The organism is Bacillus sp. PK6-16, from assembly GCF_056530295.1.
In genome coordinates this window covers 2,359,064-2,377,383 of record NZ_CP096511.1, presented here as the reverse complement: position 1 = coordinate 2,377,383, position 18,320 = coordinate 2,359,064, and the positions used below count along the sequence as shown (strand labels likewise).

Here is an 18,320-nt window from a genome sequence, read left to right as displayed (position 1 = left end):
ACCTCTTTACTTCCCTATTGCTCCTGTTTTTGCAATAATAAAGGAAATATAAATAAAGGTTGGGATACAATGAACATTCGCATTACTGATGAAGCAAAAGCAGCTATACATAGATTAGAACTTGAAGATAAAAAGATCGTTCGCATTAGAGGAACAATGACGAACTCTTGTAGTATTTTCGTTGATGTCGATTTAATTTGGGATACATATAACGCAGATGATGTTGTATATGAAGATGCAGAGCTTATCGTACAAATGGATTCATTCACGAAAGACTACACTGGTGATACGGTGAAACTTGATTATAAGACGACAGGTTTTAGTATTACGACTCCGAGTGAGACTTTGGTTTATGGATTGTCGATTAAAAAATAAAAATTGTTTTCATTTGACCACCGAGGTGAAAAAATGGGTAAATATGTTCCGTTAAAATTTTTATTTAATGAAGAATTAGCAGAAAAAATAGCTGATTCTATTTGTAAACACGATCCTTATTTCTCTAAAAACATCTTTGTAGATTCTGTAGCTTGTAAAGTTGAAAATTTAGAGTTAAAACAGCGTATTGAAGTAATTGCAGATGAATTACACAATGCTTTACAAAAAGATTTTAATGCCGCAATACATATATTACTGAAGACATTAGGACCAGAAAATACAACAGAAGTAGGCACATTTACAAATGGATATATGTATATGCCTCTTGCAAAATACGTTGAAAAATATGGGCTTAACGATTTTAAAATCTCGTTCAATGCAATGTATGAAATAACGAAAAGGAATACTGCTGAATATGCCATTCGGCCTTTTCTTCAAACATATCATGAAGATACACTAGACATATTGCAACAGTGGATTCATGACGAAAACAGCCACATTAGAAGATTAGTTTCTGAAGGTACAAGACCAAGGCTTCCTTGGGCTAAAAAAATAGGAGCTCTAAAAGGTGATTTTAAGTACAATTTACAACTTCTTGAACCATTAATGAATGACCCTTCTAAATATGTTCAAAAATCTGTAGCCAATCATATTAACGATATTACGAAAGAAGATAAAGAACTCGTTTTTCAATGGTTACAGCAATTACGTGATAAACAGCATCCTATTAATCCTTGGATTATAAAACAAGGACTAAGAACAGTAATAAAAAGTGGTACTTTACCAAAAAATTTTTCTTTTTAAGTATTTTAAACAAAACCGCTTATGCTTCAAAAATGAAGCATAAGCGGTTTTCCTTTTGAATACAGAAATAACAAACATAAAAAGTACTTTAAATTTCTTCTTTATATCATTATTTTACTAACTCTTCTATGTTATTACTTTCCTTAATTTTTTCGGATGATAGCCAGAGTGAATAACTTGTTCCATCCTTGTTCCTTAAATATATGTTAAATTCCTTATTATATAGTTCTTCTTTAAGAATAGTGACTACCTTTCTCAAATCATCTATTACATATGGATCATTTCTATATTTTATCTCACTGTCATTGAAAACTAATGTCAATTCATACTCTAGACAATTGCCGTCTTTCGGGTGTGGACAAGTAATATCCTCAATTTCAAAACGATCATTTTGAATTTCATTTAACCTTACGCCTACTTTTGTTTCAGTTTGAACCAAATATGTCCAATAACCGCTTACTGTGTTTTTCATTGTTAAAAGCAGTTCTTCTTTCGTTATAGCTTTTTGCACATTTTGAAAAGGCAAGCCTATAGATTCACCATTATAATCCTCAATTTCAAGTGTTGTTATCTTTCTATTACTCTTCTGAATGAATTGGATTAGAGCATATAAACGATCTAATTCTTTTGATTCAAATTGACTGTAATCAATCTTGTCACTCGTTTTTAAAGTTAATAATAACGTATCCGTTGGTTTCTCCTCTATATCATCATCCACTATATATTGAAAAACATTTTTATTTTCAGGTTCCACGTAACCTAATTTTTTAATTTCTTCTAGCATTGGTTTAAATTTCTTATATTCCTCATATGTTTTTTTTCCGTATTGATATTCATCACCTTTTATTCTTGAATATAAGAATCCATCTACCTCTACTCTAAATTGAATATTTTTGTTATTTTTTGCTTGAACAGTATGATATGTATGCCCCATATTCCCTTCGTTTATAGCACCCCAATGTGTTACAATCACATCAATTCCGTGCTTTTTTTTCACATATTTTTTCACCTGATCGTCATCTTTATAATTACACCCACTTAAACATAAGAAATATAAGAAACATAAAAATACTAACATTACATTTTTCATTCTTTTCATATAGCACCTTGCCCTCTTTTCGCATAAACAAAATATTCCATATATAAAGAATACTAAATCGCTGAATGTTTTCAAAGAATTAAAATATTTTTACACTCGGTTTATATATCTATTTCTTTTATTAATGGCTCTAATAAGTTTTAATATTGATAATCGAATATAATAAAAAGAAACCTAAATTTAAGGTTTCCCATTTTTACCAACAATTTAAATTTTAATAGATATTTTTTAGCCAAGTAATAATTCGTAGTACCTGAAACGACTCAAACCAAGTAATGAAAAACAGGAGAACAAAGAAAGAGATAAGTGATATGAATTTTAATCTTCCATCTTCACGTCTAGCAATCGCTATAATACTCAGAACCACTCCAATTAAAAAAGAAATATACCCTAATAGGATAATAGGCTCAGAATAGCTATCTATTATTCTATTTAATCCAAATAATAACATTCCAAAAGTCATCAATGTTATTGAAAATACACTGAATTTTTCCATAATTCAACCTCCAATATAATTTTACTATTTTATGGAGAGAATAATTTTTTTATGCGTATGGATGAACAATTACACTATAAAATTAGATAACTCAATTTATTTTTTCATTAAACAACTGCCTTCTTTTATACCCTCAAAGGATTCCCACTCGATTATCCCGAATATATAAATTATTATTCTCATAAGGAGCGAATGTATATGAATCTATTCGAACATGAAACGTAAAACCGCTTCTCTTTCATAAGAGGTCCTCCCGTTCTCCTTTCTCATCATATCATTCATTAAAAAATAGGAGGACATAATTATGAAACGTGATCCATTATTTTTAACTTTATTAGAAAGCGCCAATACAAATTTTAGTGGCTGGGATTTTTCTTCCATTTCAGAAACGGGTCGAATGAAGAGCGAGCCTTTATCGTGGTCATACGGCAGCATTGCTTTCCTGCTTATGCAACGTGCAAAGTCAATGCTCGATATGGGTACTGGCGGCGGAGAGTTTTTATCTATGTTACAACCTTTCCCGTCAACTATTTATGCGACTGAGGGTTATGCTCCAAATGTGCCAATTGCTCGGAAGAAATTAGAGCCTTTAGGAGTTACAGTCGTCGAAGTGATTAATGATACTGTATTACCATTTCAAGATGGGCAGTTTGATTTCATTATAAATCAACATGAATCCTATGCTGCCTCTGAGATAAAACGAATTCTTTCTCCACATGGCGTTTTTCTTACACAACAAGTTGGTGGTCTTGATTGCGCGGTACTGAATGAGCAGTTCGGCTCACCACTAAATAGCGAATTTGCAAGTTGGTCGCTTGAAGCGGCATGTAGTGAGTTAGAGGAAAATGGATTTACTATCTTAGATGCAAAAGAAGAATTCCCTTTCCAACGCTTTTATGATATTGGCGCTATTGTCTATTATTTAAAAGCGATTCCGTGGCAAATTCCTGATTTTACTGTCGAAAGGTATTATAAGGAACTATATCGTATACATGAAATCATCTTGCAAAAAGGATATTTTGATGTGAAGCAACATCGATTTATCATTAAGGCGATTCGTGACTAACGGAAAGGAGGTGGCAAAGCCACCTCTTTTTTGTTCCGTTTACGCATGTTCTCTACTCTTTCACCATAAGAAAAGTTATATCATACATATTACAATTATGACCAATGAATTGTATTTCTGAAGCATATAATCACCTCGCATATATAATGAGAGTAAAAACGTGATTTTTCACTATCCTCTTCTATTGAGAAACAAGTTGTTTTTCATATCGCTTGTTCGCATCATCTTCTGTCAAACATGCAGTTGTGTAATTAATAATATTCCGGTTATCGTACGTGAATATATGTTTTAACTTATTTTCTTCTGTTAATACTGTCGGTAAGTATTTTGGTAAATTGCTAACTACACCTCTATTATCACCATCTAATATCCAATCAATTTCTTTCCATTCTAATAATCCTTCAGCCGTACGAAATGGTGTATTCATCTGCATGCCATCTGGCAGATCAGCAACGAACACATACATTCCTTCACTAGCCTGGGGCTCATCTTTACCTTTAAAACCAACAGTCCCTTTATACGTTACACTTGAAAGTTCTATACCCGTTTCCTCAAATGTTTCTCTAATTATTCCTTCGTATGGCGTTTCATTCTCTTCTATTTTTCCTCCAACACCATTCCACATCCCCATATTCGGCTTTTTATTTCTATTTAATAGCAATATTTTATCACTTTTTCTAATAAAGCAAATTGTGTATTTGTACATACGATTATTTCCTTTCATTTTCCACATGAGTTATTTGGCTTATTTTCAAGTAAAAACACTCGCCTTACAATTCCTTACTACATAATATATAGTACAACTTTCATGCGTAAACACTTTACGTCAAACGAGAGAAGCCTTTTTAGAAAGGAGAATTTAAAATCGATACTATAAGCAATGAATTTCTAAAACAATATTACGATAGCCTTGTGTGGTTAAAAGATACACATTGGTTTGGAGTTCCAATCTGTAAACTTCCCTCTGATCTCTTTTTGTATCAAGAAATCATTTATGAATTAAAGCCCGATTTAATTATTGAATGCGGGACTTTTCACGGTGGTAGTGCACTGTATTTAGCTTCTATGTTAGATTTAATTGGAAAAGGTCACGTACTTACTATCGATATAACTCCGCAGCCAAATCGGCCATCACATAATCGGATTACGTATTTAACAGCATCTTCTGTTTCTGTGCAGGCCATCCAAACAATAGTAAGCATGCGCAAACCTGATGATGTGATTTTAGTTATTTTAGATTCTGATCATAGTAAAGAACATGTATCCAAAGAACTCTTACTATATAAATCTATCGTCACTACTGGCAGTTATATAATTGTAGAAGATACCTCCATTAATGGAAATCCGCTTCTTCCCGATTGGGGTCCTGGCCCGATGGAAGCTGTGGATGAGTTTTTAACTAAAAATAATAACTTCATAATCGACGAGTCTAAACATAAATTTTTCATATCATTTAATCCAAAAGGTTTTTTAAAGAAAATAAAGTGAAACTTTAATAAGTGGGGTTTTGCCCATCCCCCCACTTATTCTATCATTTTCATTTTTGAAAATGGATAATATACAAATTCCACCTTGCCAATTATGTTATCTTCTTCAATATATCCTAAGCCATTGCGACTATCTCTACTTACTTCGCGGTTATCTCCCATTACAAATAACTTATTTGGCGGAATTTTTGTCTTTTGAAAGTTATAAAACACTTGTGTGTTGTTAAATAAATCTTTGTTCGTATATGGTTCTTCTTGCTTTTTATCGTTCACATATACCTTTCCGTTCGTTATGTTAATTACATCACCAGGAAGCCCTATTACACGTTTCACATAATATTTCGATTCATCCTCTTCTTTTATAATGACAATTTCTCCGTGTTGTAAATTAGAAAGACGTACTACCGCTTTATTTACAAATACGTAGTCTTCTTCATATAAAGTCGGCTGCATCGATTCCCCTTCCACCTTACATAAAGTAAAAGAATGGTAGCCTATGACTATCACCAATATAAATAGTATGTACTTTCCCCAGCCTCTCTTAATCTCCTTTTTCATATCCATTCCCACCTTATAAAGCGCTTTTTAACTCAAAAAATATATCACTGCACAATATGTTTCCATGCAGTGATACTATTTTTACTGTGCCTTGTTCGGTTGTTCTACTGGAATTGAATTTGTATTTGATCTATTTGTTTTTAATTCAAAATACGCATCCAAAATCTCTTTACCAATCGCAGAATTAATTCCTGATTTATCATCATTCACCCATGGTACAACAACTGAAAAAGCTACTTCCGGATCAGCATCATATGGTGCATAACCGGCAAGAGTTAAATTATAACATTTTTTTCGGTTGTTGTTCTCATCTCTTCCAATATCACTTTCTCCACCATATACTGTCTCAGCTGTTCCTGTTTTTCCCGCTGGTTTATATGGTAGACCTTTAAACGTTCCGGTACCTGTTCCGTCAGCTTCTTGAAAAACTCTTCTAAATCCTTCTTTTACATGATTAATGTACGAAGTGTCCATATCCACTCTATTTAATACAACTGGTTCAATCGACCGAACGACTTTTCCTACATCCTCTGGTCTATTCGGTTGCTCTCTAACTTCTTGTACAATTTGTGGTTTCATTCGGTAACCGCCATTTGCAATTGTGGAAATATATTGTGCAAGCTGAAGCGGCGTATATGTATCATACTGTCCAATCGCGTAATCAAGTAAAAATCCAGGTATGTTATCAGTTCTACCTACTTGACCAATTGATTCATTTGGCAGGTCAATACCAGTCGACACACCTAGGCCAAATTGTCTAAAATAGTAGCGCATTTTATTAAATGTTTCTTGTTTAATGTCTAATGGATTGTTTGGGACATAATTAATGCCTGCCATTTTTAAAGCCGTATTAAACATATAAACGTTCGATGACACTTGCAAAGCTCTTAAATCATCAATATCCCCAAATTCTTTCCACGATTTCTTCGGCTTAGAACTTCCTTTAAAATACATTGGCGCATCAAAGAAATGTGTATACGGCTTAATCGCTTCTGTTTGATATCCAGTTAATAAAGTAGCCCCTTTTACAGTTGACCCTAACTCATAAGAACTTGTCATCGTTCCTAATGCATAATCTTCTATTTGCATACCGCCATCTTTATTTACAATTTTCTTTCCTGCCATTGATAAAATTTGACCGTTTTTCGGATTCATCATTACTACGAACGCACGATCCATCATCGGCTCTGCAGCATGAAAGGCTCGTAAATTCTTTTCAAGGCTTCCCTCTACTCTTTTCTGTAAATCCATATCGACTGTTAACATCAAGTTATTTCCACTTTTTCCTTCAGTCACTTTTTCTGTTCGAACAATCTTCCCTGCTTTATCCATAATATTTTTAGACTGTTCTTTCGTTCCATGTAGTGCATCTTCGTATTGTTTTTCGATGTAACTTTTACCAATACGGTCGTTTCGATTATAATCACGAACTAAATAATAATCTAATTGTTCTCTTGGCAACCCTTCATTTTCATTAGAAACGCTACCTAGTATAGAGCGCAGTATTTTATCATTTGGGTATTCACGTTCCCAATCTACTGTCGTATCTACCCCTGGTAAGCTTGCCAACCTTTCACTAACGACAGCATATTCATTTTGACTTACATCTTTTTTAACGATTTGCGGCGTCATTTTATATCCCGCATTCATTTTGCTTTTAATTACTAATACTTCTATATCTTCCTTTGAAAGCTCATTCAATTCTTCTTGTGTAATTCTTTCCCGGCGCAGTTCTTCTACTTTTTTATCTAACTCTTTTCCTTCTATTTCTTGCTTTCTAAATTTACTCTCCTCTTCTTTCGTTACTTTCGCCGCTGCCCGTTTTTCATTTAACTGCATCCAAAAATCTTTCTTATCTGTCTCTGTTAACTTATCCATGTCCTCTTGCGACATTTCAATTAGCTTGGCTAAATCTTTTGCTACTTGTAAAACTTCTTTCGAGTCTACTCCTCTCATTTTCGTATATGTAACGGTTCGTAATGGTTTATTATTTACAATAACATGACCTTGCCGATCAAACATTTTCCCTCTAGGAACGGGAGTGCTTACCGTTACATCTTCCTTTTTATTTACTTCATTTCTATACGTTTCTCCATCAATGATTTGTACTTTACCTAATTGAATTATAATAGCTGAAAATAAAAGAAAGACAATAAAAAATAGTACATTTAACCGAAATGGAATATGAGTCTTTTTCTTTTTCGATTGTTTTTTCTGCTCCTTTTTCTGTCTCATTTCGCTCCCTCGCTTCATTCTATTAACATTTCTACGCAAAATCATTATGTATCAAATTTATTTATATGATATATATAGAATTTTATATTAATTATAAAAGAAATAAAAGATTTAATTTTCAGTTTTTTGTTTTTATACCCTATTTATTACCATTCCCTTAATGCACAATAACATGAATATTATTCTAAAAGAAAAATGGGCAAATTGATTTTTATACCATTAGTTTACATTTCTTTGTATACTAAAGAAATAAATTCATAAAAGACATTTCTTAAGGAGAGAACGAAAATGACAGATTCGTTTATCATACATACTAATACACCACATTGTTTAAACTTTATGATCTACATTCAAAATATTTATCTCAATCAAAAAGGAAAAAAAGAAAATTTTCGTTTTCCTTACATAACAAAAACATTACATTTCTCCCCTGACTTTAAAACAAATTTCAAAGAATTATGGCTGACTCTTCGTAAACAAACCGCTAACGACAGATATGATTTACAAATTTTTCACGAGGAGAATCATATATTTTATAAGAAGCTTGTTGACGCTAATTTATGTGATGAGGAATCATTTAAAGAATTAATATGTAGTTTTAAAGTATGGTGGACTAGCATAGCAGGTCAGCTTTCAATAGAATATTCCGTAAGTAATTATAGTGAACAACTTTATAATGACTTAGTTTTATACTTAAAGCAAAACGAAATAAATCCTTTACAACAGCTACATATTAGCTTACTTTATGACGATTGTGTATTTGCTAAAGAAAACATTTCTTCCTATTCTGCTATTTTGCCGACTAAAACCTTTTTTATAAATTATAGAGATGTGGTTACTACATTATCGACCTGTTTTCATGTTGCTTAATACAGCAATTACCCAAATAAAAAACTGAGGTGGATACCTCAGTTTTTTCGATAATTTATTTTATTGAAGATAACCCTTCAACAAACTCACCAATCTTATTTTGAAAAACAAAATCAAAGTTATATTCTTGTCCTGTTAACTCTTCATTTACTAAAATTGTCGTTGCCCCGATTTCCCTCTTTGCGATTTGTGGGAATGAAGCGACAGGTTGTACTTTTAACGACGTTCCCATAACGAGAAGTACATCTGTTTCATATAAACGTTTCATCGCATTTTGATATTGAGGCAGTGTATCTCCGTATAAAACAACGTCTGGATTTAAAATGAAATTACACTTCTCACAACGCGGTACTTCATGATCAATCATATACTGTAAATCATAGCCTGATTTACATTTTGGACAATGTGCTGTTTGAAGTGTTCCATGTAAATCAATGACATGCTTACTGCCACCTAATTGATGTAAACCGTCAATATTTTGCGTTAAAATCGTAATATCTTTCCCTTGTTCTTCTAGCTCAGCTAAAAAGCGATGGCCACGATTTGGTTTATATTGATGGAACGTATTAATTTGAAAGATTTCTTTATAATGCTTCCAAAATTCTTTCGGACTTCGGTTATAGTACCCTCTTGATAAGTACATCTCCACATTCGCATCAGCATACAATCCATTTGCTGAACGAAAATCTGGAATACCACTTTCCGTACTTGCACCAGCGCCTGTTAATACTGTAATTTTCTTCGCTTTTTCTAAAATTGAACGTACTTCTTCAAATTGTTGCACAAAAATCACCTCTATGTATTTTCCTATTCTTATTATACCAGTTGTTTACAAGAGGTGTTGTACAATTCATTTTACTTAATGCGTTGCGCCCCCAACCTCTACAATATCTACTTTAACTGTCGTCGTTACTTCGATTGCCAATTCTATCCCCTTACGAATAGTAGAAAGTGACATACTCGGTTGCCCTGGATAGTTACTCGCTTGTTCTGGTAAAAACGGAATATGAATGAATCCACCTTTTATTTTCTTATCATGTTTCTCTAGTTCATGCATAAGTCCATAGAATAAGTGATTACAAACGAATGTGCCTGCCGTCTGTGAAACAGATGACGGTATACCCTCTTCGCGAAGTTTTTTTACGATTGCTTTCATCGGAAGTGTAGACCAATACGCAATCGCTCCTTCTTCTACAACCGGTACATCTACCGGCTGATTCCCTTCATTGTCAGCGATTCTTGCATCATCAATATTAATTGCGATACGTTCTATCGTAATATCTGGTCTGCCCCCAGCTTGTCCAATGCATATAATAATTTCCGGCGCTAGTTCTTCTATATACTCTTTTAATACGCTTATTGATTTATGAAATACAGTTGGTACTTGTTTGCTTATTATCTTGTATTCTCCAATTGTTTTTTCATGCAAACCTTTTGCTACTTCCCAAGCTGGATTGATATTTTCTCCGCCGAACGGATCAAACCCTGTTAATAATACTGTTCTCATAGTTTTATCCTCCTAATTAGAAACGATATACTAGGCCATACATAATAAACATATTTATGATAAAAATTGAAAGAGCAATTGGTACTTGCGCTTTAATAACCGCATTTTTATCCTTTAGCTCTAAAAGCATCGCAGGTACGATATTAAAGTTTGCTGCCATTGGTGTAAGCAGCGTTCCGCAATATCCAGCAAACATACCGAGCGCTGCCATAATTGCTGGGTTTCCGCCGTGCATTTGAACTATTAAAGGTAATCCAATTCCGCCAGTAATAACAGCAAACGCTGCGAATGCATTTCCCATTACGACTGTAAATAGCATCATGCCTAAACAGTACGCCATAACGGCAACGAACGGATACTCTGTCGGTAGCGCTTGTCCGACTAAGTCTGAAACAACTTGTCCAACGCCAGACTTCGCGAATATACCGCCAAGTGCTGCTAACATTTGTGGTAAAATTACAGCCCAGCCAACAGCTTGTAATAGTCTGCTTCCTTCTTGTACAGGTGTTGTTATTTTTGATTTTGTAATACGCATCGCTGCAACAAATGCAAGTAATGCACCAAACGCTAGTGCAACTAATGTTACTTTATCTGGATCAACAAGAGAGACATTTCCCCATTTAATTTTCCCTAAGGTCAACGTACCGATAATTGTAAAAATAGGAATTAATAGTGCAGGCATAAAAATTTTATTTTTTAATTTCTCAGCATGTTTCATACGTTCTTGTACTGGAACTTCTTTTTCCTCTGATTTTGTTACTTTATTTAGCGAGGCTAAAACGACCATAGCGAGCACGATACAGCCAACGTAAAACGAAGGAATTACATTTCCAAATAAAAATGTAACTGCAAACAATGCCCAAAATAAACTAGAACCGAATCTGTTTGGATGTTCACGATCGAATGCGATACGAACAGCGATAAAAGCAACGATTATCCCTAATACATAATAGATTGTATCCATTGTGATGATGTTCATATTAAATTGCCTCCTTCTCTTCTTTTCCTTCTGCCTTCATTGTTTTCTCTATATATTTATCAAACCTTCTAAATCTAATCCAGCTTACAATAAGTGCAGATATTGCTGTCGGAATGCCCCAAAGTGCCATATCCCATACTCCGACATGCATACCTACTGAATCGAAGAATCCTTTCATTAATAAAATAGCTCCAGTTGCGATGAAAATATCTTCTCCGAAAAACCAAGCTGTATTTTCAGCAGCTGCTGCGTTTGCTTTAATCTTTTCTCTTAATTTTTCAGGAAGTTTACCGTATTTACCTTGCGCGGCCCCTTCTGCCATCGGTGCAACGAGTGGTCTTACCGTTTGTGCATGACCACCAATATTAAGCCCTAGTGCTGCTGATGATTCTCTTATCGTAAAATATGACATTAATACTCTTCCAGTTGTTGCACCTTTTGATTTCGTTATAAGTGCTTCTGCTCTTTCTTTCAAACCGTAACGCTCTAAAATTCCGATTACCGGTAAAGTTAGTATGATAGGCATAGACATATATCTATTTTCTATGAAAAATTTACCGAACATGCTGATTACATCATAAAAGCTTAATCCTGAAACCATACCAGTAACAATACCTGCAACCATAACGACTAACAGTGTATTTAATCTAAATAAAAAGCCCACTGCAACTAGTAATATCCCGATTAATTTCACCAATTCCAACACTTCCCCACATTTTTTTATTTCGGTGCACAAATAGAAATACCATCATGTTCGAATGTTCTGTATATTCTTTTCGCAAATTGTAATGCTTTTTCTCCATCACCGTGTAAACAAATCGTTTGCGCTTGAACTGCTACTTTCTCTCCGTTCACCGCACTTACATAGCCTTCTTTCACCATTTGAAGCACTTGCTTTATCGCTTCTTCTTCATTTTTTATAAGCGCATTTTCTTCCGTACGACTCGTTAATGTTCCATCTTGCTTATACGTACGATCTGCAAAAGCTTCTTGTACGAGAGTTATATTGTATTTTACCGCAGCCTGTATAAACGCCTCGCTATTTGCTAATCCGTAAAGTAATAGACTTGGATTTATATGATAAATTGCCTTTGCAATTGCATCTGCAATTTCCGGATTAGTTGCCGCCATATTATATAGAGCTCCGTGCGGTTTCACATGATGCATCTTCCCGCCAGCCACTTTTACAAAACCGTCTAATGCACCAATTTGATATAAAACATAATCGTATACTTCACTTGCTGAAACATTCATGTTCCTTCTACCGAATCCAATTAAATCTGGAAATCCGGGGTGTGCCCCTATTGCTACGTTATGTTGCATTGCCTTTTCAATCGTTTGCCGCATAACAGACGGATCACCTGCATGAAAACCACAAGCAACATTTATAGAGGATACGAATGGAAGAATTTCATCATCATTCCCCATTTTATAAGCGCCAAAACTTTCTCCTGAATCACAGTTTAAATCGATTGTCTTCACATTATTTCCCTCCTAATTTCAGCTTCGTAAAGCAATGAATTTCTTTAATAGATTCCTATTTACTTCTTGTTCTATGTACAATTGTTCCGCTTCTTCAAGCGTAATTTTCTCAAAAGAAACATAGTCCCCCGGCTTTAGCTGGGCAAGAAGAGGTAAATCTACTGAAATGATATTTCCCATTCTCGGATAGCCACCTGTCGTTTGCCTATCTGCCATTAATATAATCGGCTGTCCACCATTAGGAACTTGAATGGTCCCATATGTAACTGGACTCGATAAAATCTCTTTTTCTTCCATCCTATTTAATACTTCTCCCTCAACCCTATAGCCCATACGATCAGCATAATTAGATACCTTATACTCTTTCGTAAAAAATGCCTTTCTACTTTTTTCTGTAAATTGATCGTATTCAAAGTCAGCTATGACACGAAGCTTAGGATGTTTCTTATACTTTGGTAGTATGCTGTTGCTAATTGCCCATTTCGTTTTTATACGCTCATCTTTTTGTAAGTCTTGAATGAAACGATTCGCCATTTCTGGTTGTGCACCAATTTGGAAGTAGTCACCCTTTTTCAGCATTCTTCCTTCTATACCACCAATCGCAGCACGTATGTACGTACTTTTACTTCCCATTGTACGCTCAATATGTATTCCACCCGCAAAGGTCACATACGCTCTGCAACCACTTTTCACTTTTCCAAAACAAAGCATACTACCTTCTTCCGCTAAAATTGGACGCCATAAGGGGATACGTTCTCCATTCAATAACGGTTCCATATCTGCTCCGCCAATCGCAAGTAAAGTCGTTTTCTTTATTAACAATTTAGGTCCCATAATCGTCATTTCGAGTCCCGCTTCATTCTCTTCATTACCAACTAACATATTGATCATCCGAAGTGCACTTTGATCCATCCCCCCGCCAACTGGCACACCGTATTGTTGATAATGAGATCGCCCTAAATCTTGGACTGTTGTAAACATTCCCGCATGCAAAACCTCTACATCCATTTTTTAGCCCCCTCAAGCGATACGTACTCTTCCTTCGTTATTGGAATAAATCGTAAATACATACCACTTTGAATATATGTTGGTATTTCTTCTTCCGGATTAAATAATGAAATAGGAGTTCGGCCGATAATATTCCATCCTCCTGGTGTTTCAAGCGGATATATACCTGTTTGATTTCCGCCAATACCTACCGAACCAGGAGAGATTTGTAACCGTGGTGTTTCTTTTCTAGGTGTTTCTAATTCTTTTGAAAGTCCTCCTAAATACGGGAACCCTGGTGTAAAACCTAGCATATATACAAAATATGTAGTTTCACTATGTATTCGAATCACATCTTCTACTTGTAAACCGTGATAATGCGCGACTTCTTCTAAATCTGGTCCATATTCTCCCCCGTAACAAACGGGTATAGAGATATGTTTCACATCCTGTTTTACTTCTTCTTTATAAGAATCACACAGCTCCTTTATATACTGGCGAACGTAATCATGTGACCTTTCACTTCTCTCATTTCGCTTCCATACTTCGTATACATTGTAGTAAACAGCTAATGAAGTAAACGACGGAACGCACTCTATCATTCCTGCAAACGGATGTTGCTGCAGTGCTTGAAATAACCGCTGTACTTTCTCATATATATCCCTCTTAATTTCTTCACCAAATGTAACAATAATTGCTTGATCCCCTAACGCAGAAAATTTCATCCTACTCCCTCTTTCTATGCCAAAAAGCCGAGTTCTTTCGAAATGCGATGCGCTGTTTCTTTCACCTTCGCAATAAAATATGAAATGTTACTTTCGTTGTACTCAATTGCTAATCCCGAAATACTAATGCCTGCTACAACCGTTCCATCGCTCGCGAAAATGGGTGCTGCTATCGCGGCTGTATGATTTTCTAACTCAGAATAACTAATGGTGTAGCCTTCCTTTTTTGCCATTTGCAACACTTCTAACAATTGTTTCTTATCCACGATTGTTCCATCTGCAAACTGTTTTAAATCCACTTCCTCTATGTATCTCCGTTTCTCTTCCTCAGAGAAATACGATAGTAAAATTCTTGGACATGCGCCAGCATAAAGCGGTGCTCTTCTTCCAACCGCCGTATACACGCGTACCGGCTGAACACCTTCCATTTTTTCAACATAAATTGCGTCATTTCCATCCTGAATTATTAAATTAACTGCCTGTCCTAAACTATCACTAAGTTCTTTCATATAAGGAATTGCTATATTTCTTACTGATAATCGGTGTGAAACAAGTTGACCGAACCGTAAAAATACGACCCCTAAACGATATTTCCCCTTTTCGTTTTTTTGTAAAAACTCCATCTCTTCCAACGAACCAATTAAACGATAAACAGATGTTTTCGGCATATTTGTAAGCTGAACCATCTCAGTTAAACTTAGCTCTTCATGCTCATAAAACAACTCTAAAATATCCATTGTCTTAACTGCCGTTTTATTTATACTCATTCTATCTCCCTTTCGTTCCGAATTACGGAACTTAAATTCCGTTTTTCGAAACAAACATATAATTTAAAATTATAAAATATTCTTTCAATTCAATCAATAGATTTTAAGCAAATAAAAAAGTATGGAAGAATATCTCTCCCATACTTCACCACACTTTATAACGCTCTTACTTGTTCCAACGGCCAGAAAACAGCTTGTCCTTTTCCGACAATTTCATCTTCTGAAATAAAGCCAAACATGCGACCATCCTTAGAAACTTCACGATTATCCCCTAAAACAAATACTTGGCCTTCTGGCACTTTCATTTTCCCAGTGATTTGTTCTAACGTAAAGTCTGGAGTTAATACACGGCCTACTGCTTTTTCTTTAAACTGTTTTAAATATGGTTCTTCCATCGCTTTTCCGTTTACATATAAAACATCATTTTTATACTCAACTGTATCGCCTGGCAAACCAATTACTCGTTTTACTAAATCGTATCCTTCTTTCCCGTGGAAGACGATAATATCAAAGCGATCTAATCCACTTATACTATAACCAATCTTATTCACGAGAACTCTTTCGTTATTTTTTAAAGTGGGCATCATTGATTCACCTTGTACTAAAGAAGGTGTAAATAAAACACCGCGAATAATAGCAATTAATACAAGGGTAAAACCTATCGTTTTAGCCCAAGAGAATAATTCTTTCTTCGTATTTTCCTTCATCGTTTCTCCTCTTTCTTAAGCACTTATTTTATTATTTCAACTAATTCTTGTACTAAATTAGGATCTATTTCAGAAAAACATGATTTTCCTTCTCTTACCGCTGTACCGACATGCGCCTGCGTGATTCCAGTTTCATCTAGCAATCGCTTTATATTTTCTTTCGTCACGCCAGCTCCAGCTACAAGCTGAATTTGACCATCACTTACCTTTTGCATTTCTGTAAGCACCGGAATATTCTCTACTATATTTCCTTGTCCACCTGAAGTTAAAACGTGAGTCACTTTATGAAACTTCTTTAAAGTGCTCATCGCTTCTACTGGATTTTTTATATCATCTATCGCACGGTGGTACGTTACATTTATTCCATCTACAACAGATAGTAAATCCGCTAATTTCTCTTCATCCACTTCATTTCGTTCGTTTAATACGCCTAATACTACCCCAGCTGCTCCTAACTTCTGTGCAACTATAATATCTTCTTTCATCATTTCAATTTCTTCTTCCGTATATGTAAAAGACTTCGCATGCGGACGAATCATAACATGAATTGGTATACTTACCACTTCTACCGCTTTTTTTATAAAAGCATAACTCGGTGTTAAACCACCTTCTGTATAAGATGAAATTAATTCAATCCGCTTCCCGCCAGCACTTTCAATTCGTTTTACATCTTCTAAACATGTTGCAATAACCTCTAGCATGAGATGACCTCTTTTCGTGCTTTTTTCTTATTATAACATTAGTAAAAATAAGAAGCCTAGCTTTCTCCTTTAAAACTTAAAAAAGAAGAATGAAAAGAAAGATTTTTTTATTGGCAATAATTATTTGGGACATCCTATTATTCATGTACACTCCTACCATAATGAAAAAAACCGTCATTTTGACGGACTTTTCTAATTTCAAACTTTTCTTTCCTCAGTTTTCATATCAATGCCTAATTGATCTTCCAATAACTTTACACCTTTCTTTGTAAGATGGACAGCTCGGTTCTTATCCGTTTTCGTAATCCATCCCTGTTCAAAAAACAGTTTTGCAATTGCAGACCCTAACCAACCAGAAATATGGTAACGCCGTTCACTCCAATCAAGGCAAGGTTTTGCAAATACCCTCCTTTTTGTATCTGCCTCATCAACATTTATTCCAAAATTCAGAAACCATTTCTTACCTTGTTCCGTTACAATGTATTCTCCACCCTCTAAAATTATAAATTGCCTATCTAGTAATTTTTCAGTTATCTCTACACCGAGTTTGCCTGCAAGATGATCATAACAAGTTCGAGCATAACGAATTTGTTTTAGTTGGGTTGATTGTTTTAAAGAGCGAACTTGAACTGTTGGTGCAATTGTCCCTAACTTTTCAAGCACTTCGGCAACTTCTTGATTAGCAAGTCGATAGTAACGATGTCTACCATGTTGTTCAACTGTAAGTAAATTCCCTTCTACTAATTTAGAAAGATGCGAACTAATTGTTGGATGTGACACTTTTGCCATATAAGCCAATTCACTAGCAGGTAGTGCCTGATTATTCATTAGACAATCTAAGATGATTGCTCTTGTAGGTTCAGCAATTAGTTTAGCTATATATGAGATATTCGGATATACATTCATATTTCGATGATACCCTAACTATTAAATTGATACAATTATTTTAAGTTTAATAGTAAAGGAGAATGTATTATGAATGCAATTGATCTTAGTATATTAAATTTAAAAGAAACGAGAAGGCGCTCAGAAAAATTATGGAATTCTCTTCCCGATAATTTTCTTAATTGGAAGCCTGATCCTGAGGCTATGTCCTTTGGTGAAATGATTCGTCACGTATGGAGCTCAACTTTTTACTATCATATGATTATAAAAAACAACGGCTCAATAAACGACATACGTACCCCGTATGATGACGAGCCAATTACTTGTGTAAAAAAAGAAATTGAATTGGCACAATCACACTTTACTGACTTCATAGAATATGTTCAATCAATAAGCATAGCCGAGCTAGATTCAAGACTTATTGATCGAAGCGATGTTGGCTATCAACGATATTTAGGTGATATGCTATTACGAATTGCCTATCATGATGCGGTCCATGCGGGTCAATTTTTACAATATTTGCGAATGGTTAACTTGGAAAGACCTTTAATTTGGGATTAAATACGAAAAATGTTTATACAGCCTCCAAA

General features: G+C 34.8%; 22 protein-coding genes. 6 read left to right on the top strand and 16 right to left on the bottom strand.

The genetic code is table 11. The features are described 5' to 3' along the window. Positions 1-69 precede the first annotated feature (69 nt). Positions 70-375: an iron-sulfur cluster biosynthesis family protein gene (locus tag M1D66_RS12155; RefSeq protein WP_001026167.1), complete on the top strand. Its 306-nt coding sequence runs from the start codon at positions 70-72 to the stop codon at positions 373-375. Between the two features lie 33 nt (positions 376-408). Next, the gene (locus M1D66_RS12150) at positions 409-1,179 is read left to right on the top strand and encodes a DNA alkylation repair protein (protein WP_242555161.1); all 771 of its coding nucleotides are present in this window, start codon (positions 409-411) and stop codon (positions 1,177-1,179) included. A gap of 109 nt (positions 1,180-1,288) precedes the next feature. On the opposite strand, the gene M1D66_RS12145 is transcribed toward M1D66_RS12150, so the two are convergent. Continuing rightward, positions 1,289-2,278: a hypothetical protein gene (locus M1D66_RS12145; protein WP_242555160.1), complete on the bottom strand. Its 990-nt coding sequence runs from the start codon at positions 2,276-2,278 to the stop codon at positions 1,289-1,291. A 214-nt stretch (positions 2,279-2,492) separates the two neighbouring features. After that, positions 2,493-2,774 carry a hypothetical protein gene (locus M1D66_RS12140; RefSeq protein WP_000410607.1) on the bottom strand — a complete coding sequence of 94 codons (282 nt, stop codon included), beginning with the start codon at positions 2,772-2,774 and terminating at the stop codon, positions 2,493-2,495. Between the two features lie 304 nt (positions 2,775-3,078). On the opposite strand from M1D66_RS12140, the gene M1D66_RS12135 reads away from it, so the two are divergent. Beyond that, complete coding sequence (locus M1D66_RS12135; RefSeq protein ID WP_242555159.1) at positions 3,079-3,840, top strand: class I SAM-dependent methyltransferase; 762 nt, start codon at positions 3,079-3,081, stop codon at positions 3,838-3,840. A gap of 181 nt (positions 3,841-4,021) precedes the next feature. On the opposite strand, the gene M1D66_RS12130 is transcribed toward M1D66_RS12135, so the two are convergent. Continuing rightward, positions 4,022-4,564 carry an NUDIX hydrolase gene (locus tag M1D66_RS12130; RefSeq protein ID WP_006926046.1) on the bottom strand — a complete coding sequence of 181 codons (543 nt, stop codon included), beginning with the start codon at positions 4,562-4,564 and terminating at the stop codon, positions 4,022-4,024. Between the two features lie 140 nt (positions 4,565-4,704). Between M1D66_RS12130 and M1D66_RS12125 the strand changes: the two genes are divergently transcribed. Then, positions 4,705-5,328, top strand: a complete 624-nt coding sequence (locus M1D66_RS12125) for a cephalosporin hydroxylase family protein (RefSeq protein WP_268258618.1) — start codon at positions 4,705-4,707, stop codon at positions 5,326-5,328. Positions 5,329-5,363: 35 nt separating this feature from the next. Here the strand turns inward: M1D66_RS12125 and lepB (M1D66_RS12120) are convergent, their stop codons facing one another. Together lepB (M1D66_RS12120) and M1D66_RS12115 are read right to left on the bottom strand one after the other, a co-directional pair. Continuing rightward, on the bottom strand, positions 5,364-5,885 hold the full coding sequence (gene lepB / locus M1D66_RS12120; RefSeq protein WP_002094069.1) for a signal peptidase I: 522 nt from the start codon (positions 5,883-5,885) through the stop codon (positions 5,364-5,366). A gap of 81 nt (positions 5,886-5,966) precedes the next feature. Continuing rightward, complete coding sequence (locus M1D66_RS12115; protein ID WP_242555158.1) at positions 5,967-8,120, bottom strand: peptidoglycan D,D-transpeptidase FtsI family protein; 2,154 nt, start codon at positions 8,118-8,120, stop codon at positions 5,967-5,969. A 288-nt stretch (positions 8,121-8,408) separates the two neighbouring features. Between M1D66_RS12115 and M1D66_RS12110 the strand changes: the two genes are divergently transcribed. Further along, entirely contained in the window at positions 8,409-8,990 is a 582-nt protein-coding gene (locus tag M1D66_RS12110) for a hypothetical protein (RefSeq protein WP_242555157.1), read from the top strand. A gap of 55 nt (positions 8,991-9,045) precedes the next feature. Here the strand turns inward: M1D66_RS12110 and M1D66_RS12105 are convergent, their stop codons facing one another. The 11 genes from M1D66_RS12105 to M1D66_RS12055 form a co-directional block, all read right to left on the bottom strand. Further along, positions 9,046-9,774 (bottom strand): NAD-dependent protein deacylase, encoded by a 729-nt coding sequence (locus M1D66_RS12105; protein ID WP_001183804.1) that lies wholly within the window; start codon positions 9,772-9,774, stop codon positions 9,046-9,048. A 75-nt stretch (positions 9,775-9,849) separates the two neighbouring features. After that, positions 9,850-10,497, bottom strand: coding sequence for a pyroglutamyl-peptidase I (pcp, locus tag M1D66_RS12100; protein WP_242555156.1), 648 nt, complete (start codon positions 10,495-10,497; stop codon positions 9,850-9,852). A 16-nt stretch (positions 10,498-10,513) separates the two neighbouring features. After that, a complete protein-coding gene (locus M1D66_RS12095; protein ID WP_242555155.1) occupies positions 10,514-11,476 on the bottom strand; it encodes a DUF979 domain-containing protein in 963 nt (320 codons plus the stop codon). A 1-nt stretch (position 11,477) separates the two neighbouring features. Beyond that, entirely contained in the window at positions 11,478-12,173 is a 696-nt protein-coding gene (locus M1D66_RS12090; RefSeq protein WP_000239809.1) for a DUF969 domain-containing protein, read from the bottom strand. A 23-nt stretch (positions 12,174-12,196) separates the two neighbouring features. Continuing rightward, complete coding sequence (gene pxpA, locus M1D66_RS12085) at positions 12,197-12,958, bottom strand: 5-oxoprolinase subunit PxpA (protein ID WP_000848282.1); 762 nt, start codon at positions 12,956-12,958, stop codon at positions 12,197-12,199. A gap of 18 nt (positions 12,959-12,976) precedes the next feature. Then, a complete protein-coding gene (locus M1D66_RS12080) occupies positions 12,977-13,966 on the bottom strand; it encodes a 5-oxoprolinase subunit C family protein (protein ID WP_000382239.1) in 990 nt (329 codons plus the stop codon). Continuing rightward, a complete protein-coding gene (gene pxpB, locus M1D66_RS12075; RefSeq protein ID WP_000672284.1) occupies positions 13,957-14,670 on the bottom strand; it encodes a 5-oxoprolinase subunit PxpB in 714 nt (237 codons plus the stop codon). The genes M1D66_RS12080 and pxpB overlap by 10 nt, the downstream gene beginning before the upstream one ends. Before the next feature lie 14 nt (positions 14,671-14,684). Beyond that, a complete protein-coding gene (locus M1D66_RS12070) occupies positions 14,685-15,437 on the bottom strand; it encodes an IclR family transcriptional regulator (RefSeq protein WP_000026363.1) in 753 nt (250 codons plus the stop codon). Positions 15,438-15,592: 155 nt separating this feature from the next. Then, positions 15,593-16,144: a signal peptidase I gene (gene lepB / locus M1D66_RS12065; protein ID WP_000662500.1), complete on the bottom strand. Its 552-nt coding sequence runs from the start codon at positions 16,142-16,144 to the stop codon at positions 15,593-15,595. Between the two features lie 23 nt (positions 16,145-16,167). Continuing rightward, entirely contained in the window at positions 16,168-16,845 is a 678-nt protein-coding gene (locus tag M1D66_RS12060; RefSeq protein WP_000895119.1) for a copper homeostasis protein CutC, read from the bottom strand. Between the two features lie 198 nt (positions 16,846-17,043). After that, positions 17,044-17,751, bottom strand: a complete 708-nt coding sequence (locus M1D66_RS12055) for an ArsR/SmtB family transcription factor (RefSeq protein ID WP_001103816.1) — start codon at positions 17,749-17,751, stop codon at positions 17,044-17,046. A gap of 69 nt (positions 17,752-17,820) precedes the next feature. Here M1D66_RS12055 and M1D66_RS12050 point away from each other — a divergent pair, with 69 nt between their 5' ends. Then, a complete protein-coding gene (locus M1D66_RS12050) occupies positions 17,821-18,291 on the top strand; it encodes a DinB family protein (protein ID WP_000991272.1) in 471 nt (156 codons plus the stop codon). The last annotated feature ends 29 nt before the right edge of the window (positions 18,292-18,320 follow it).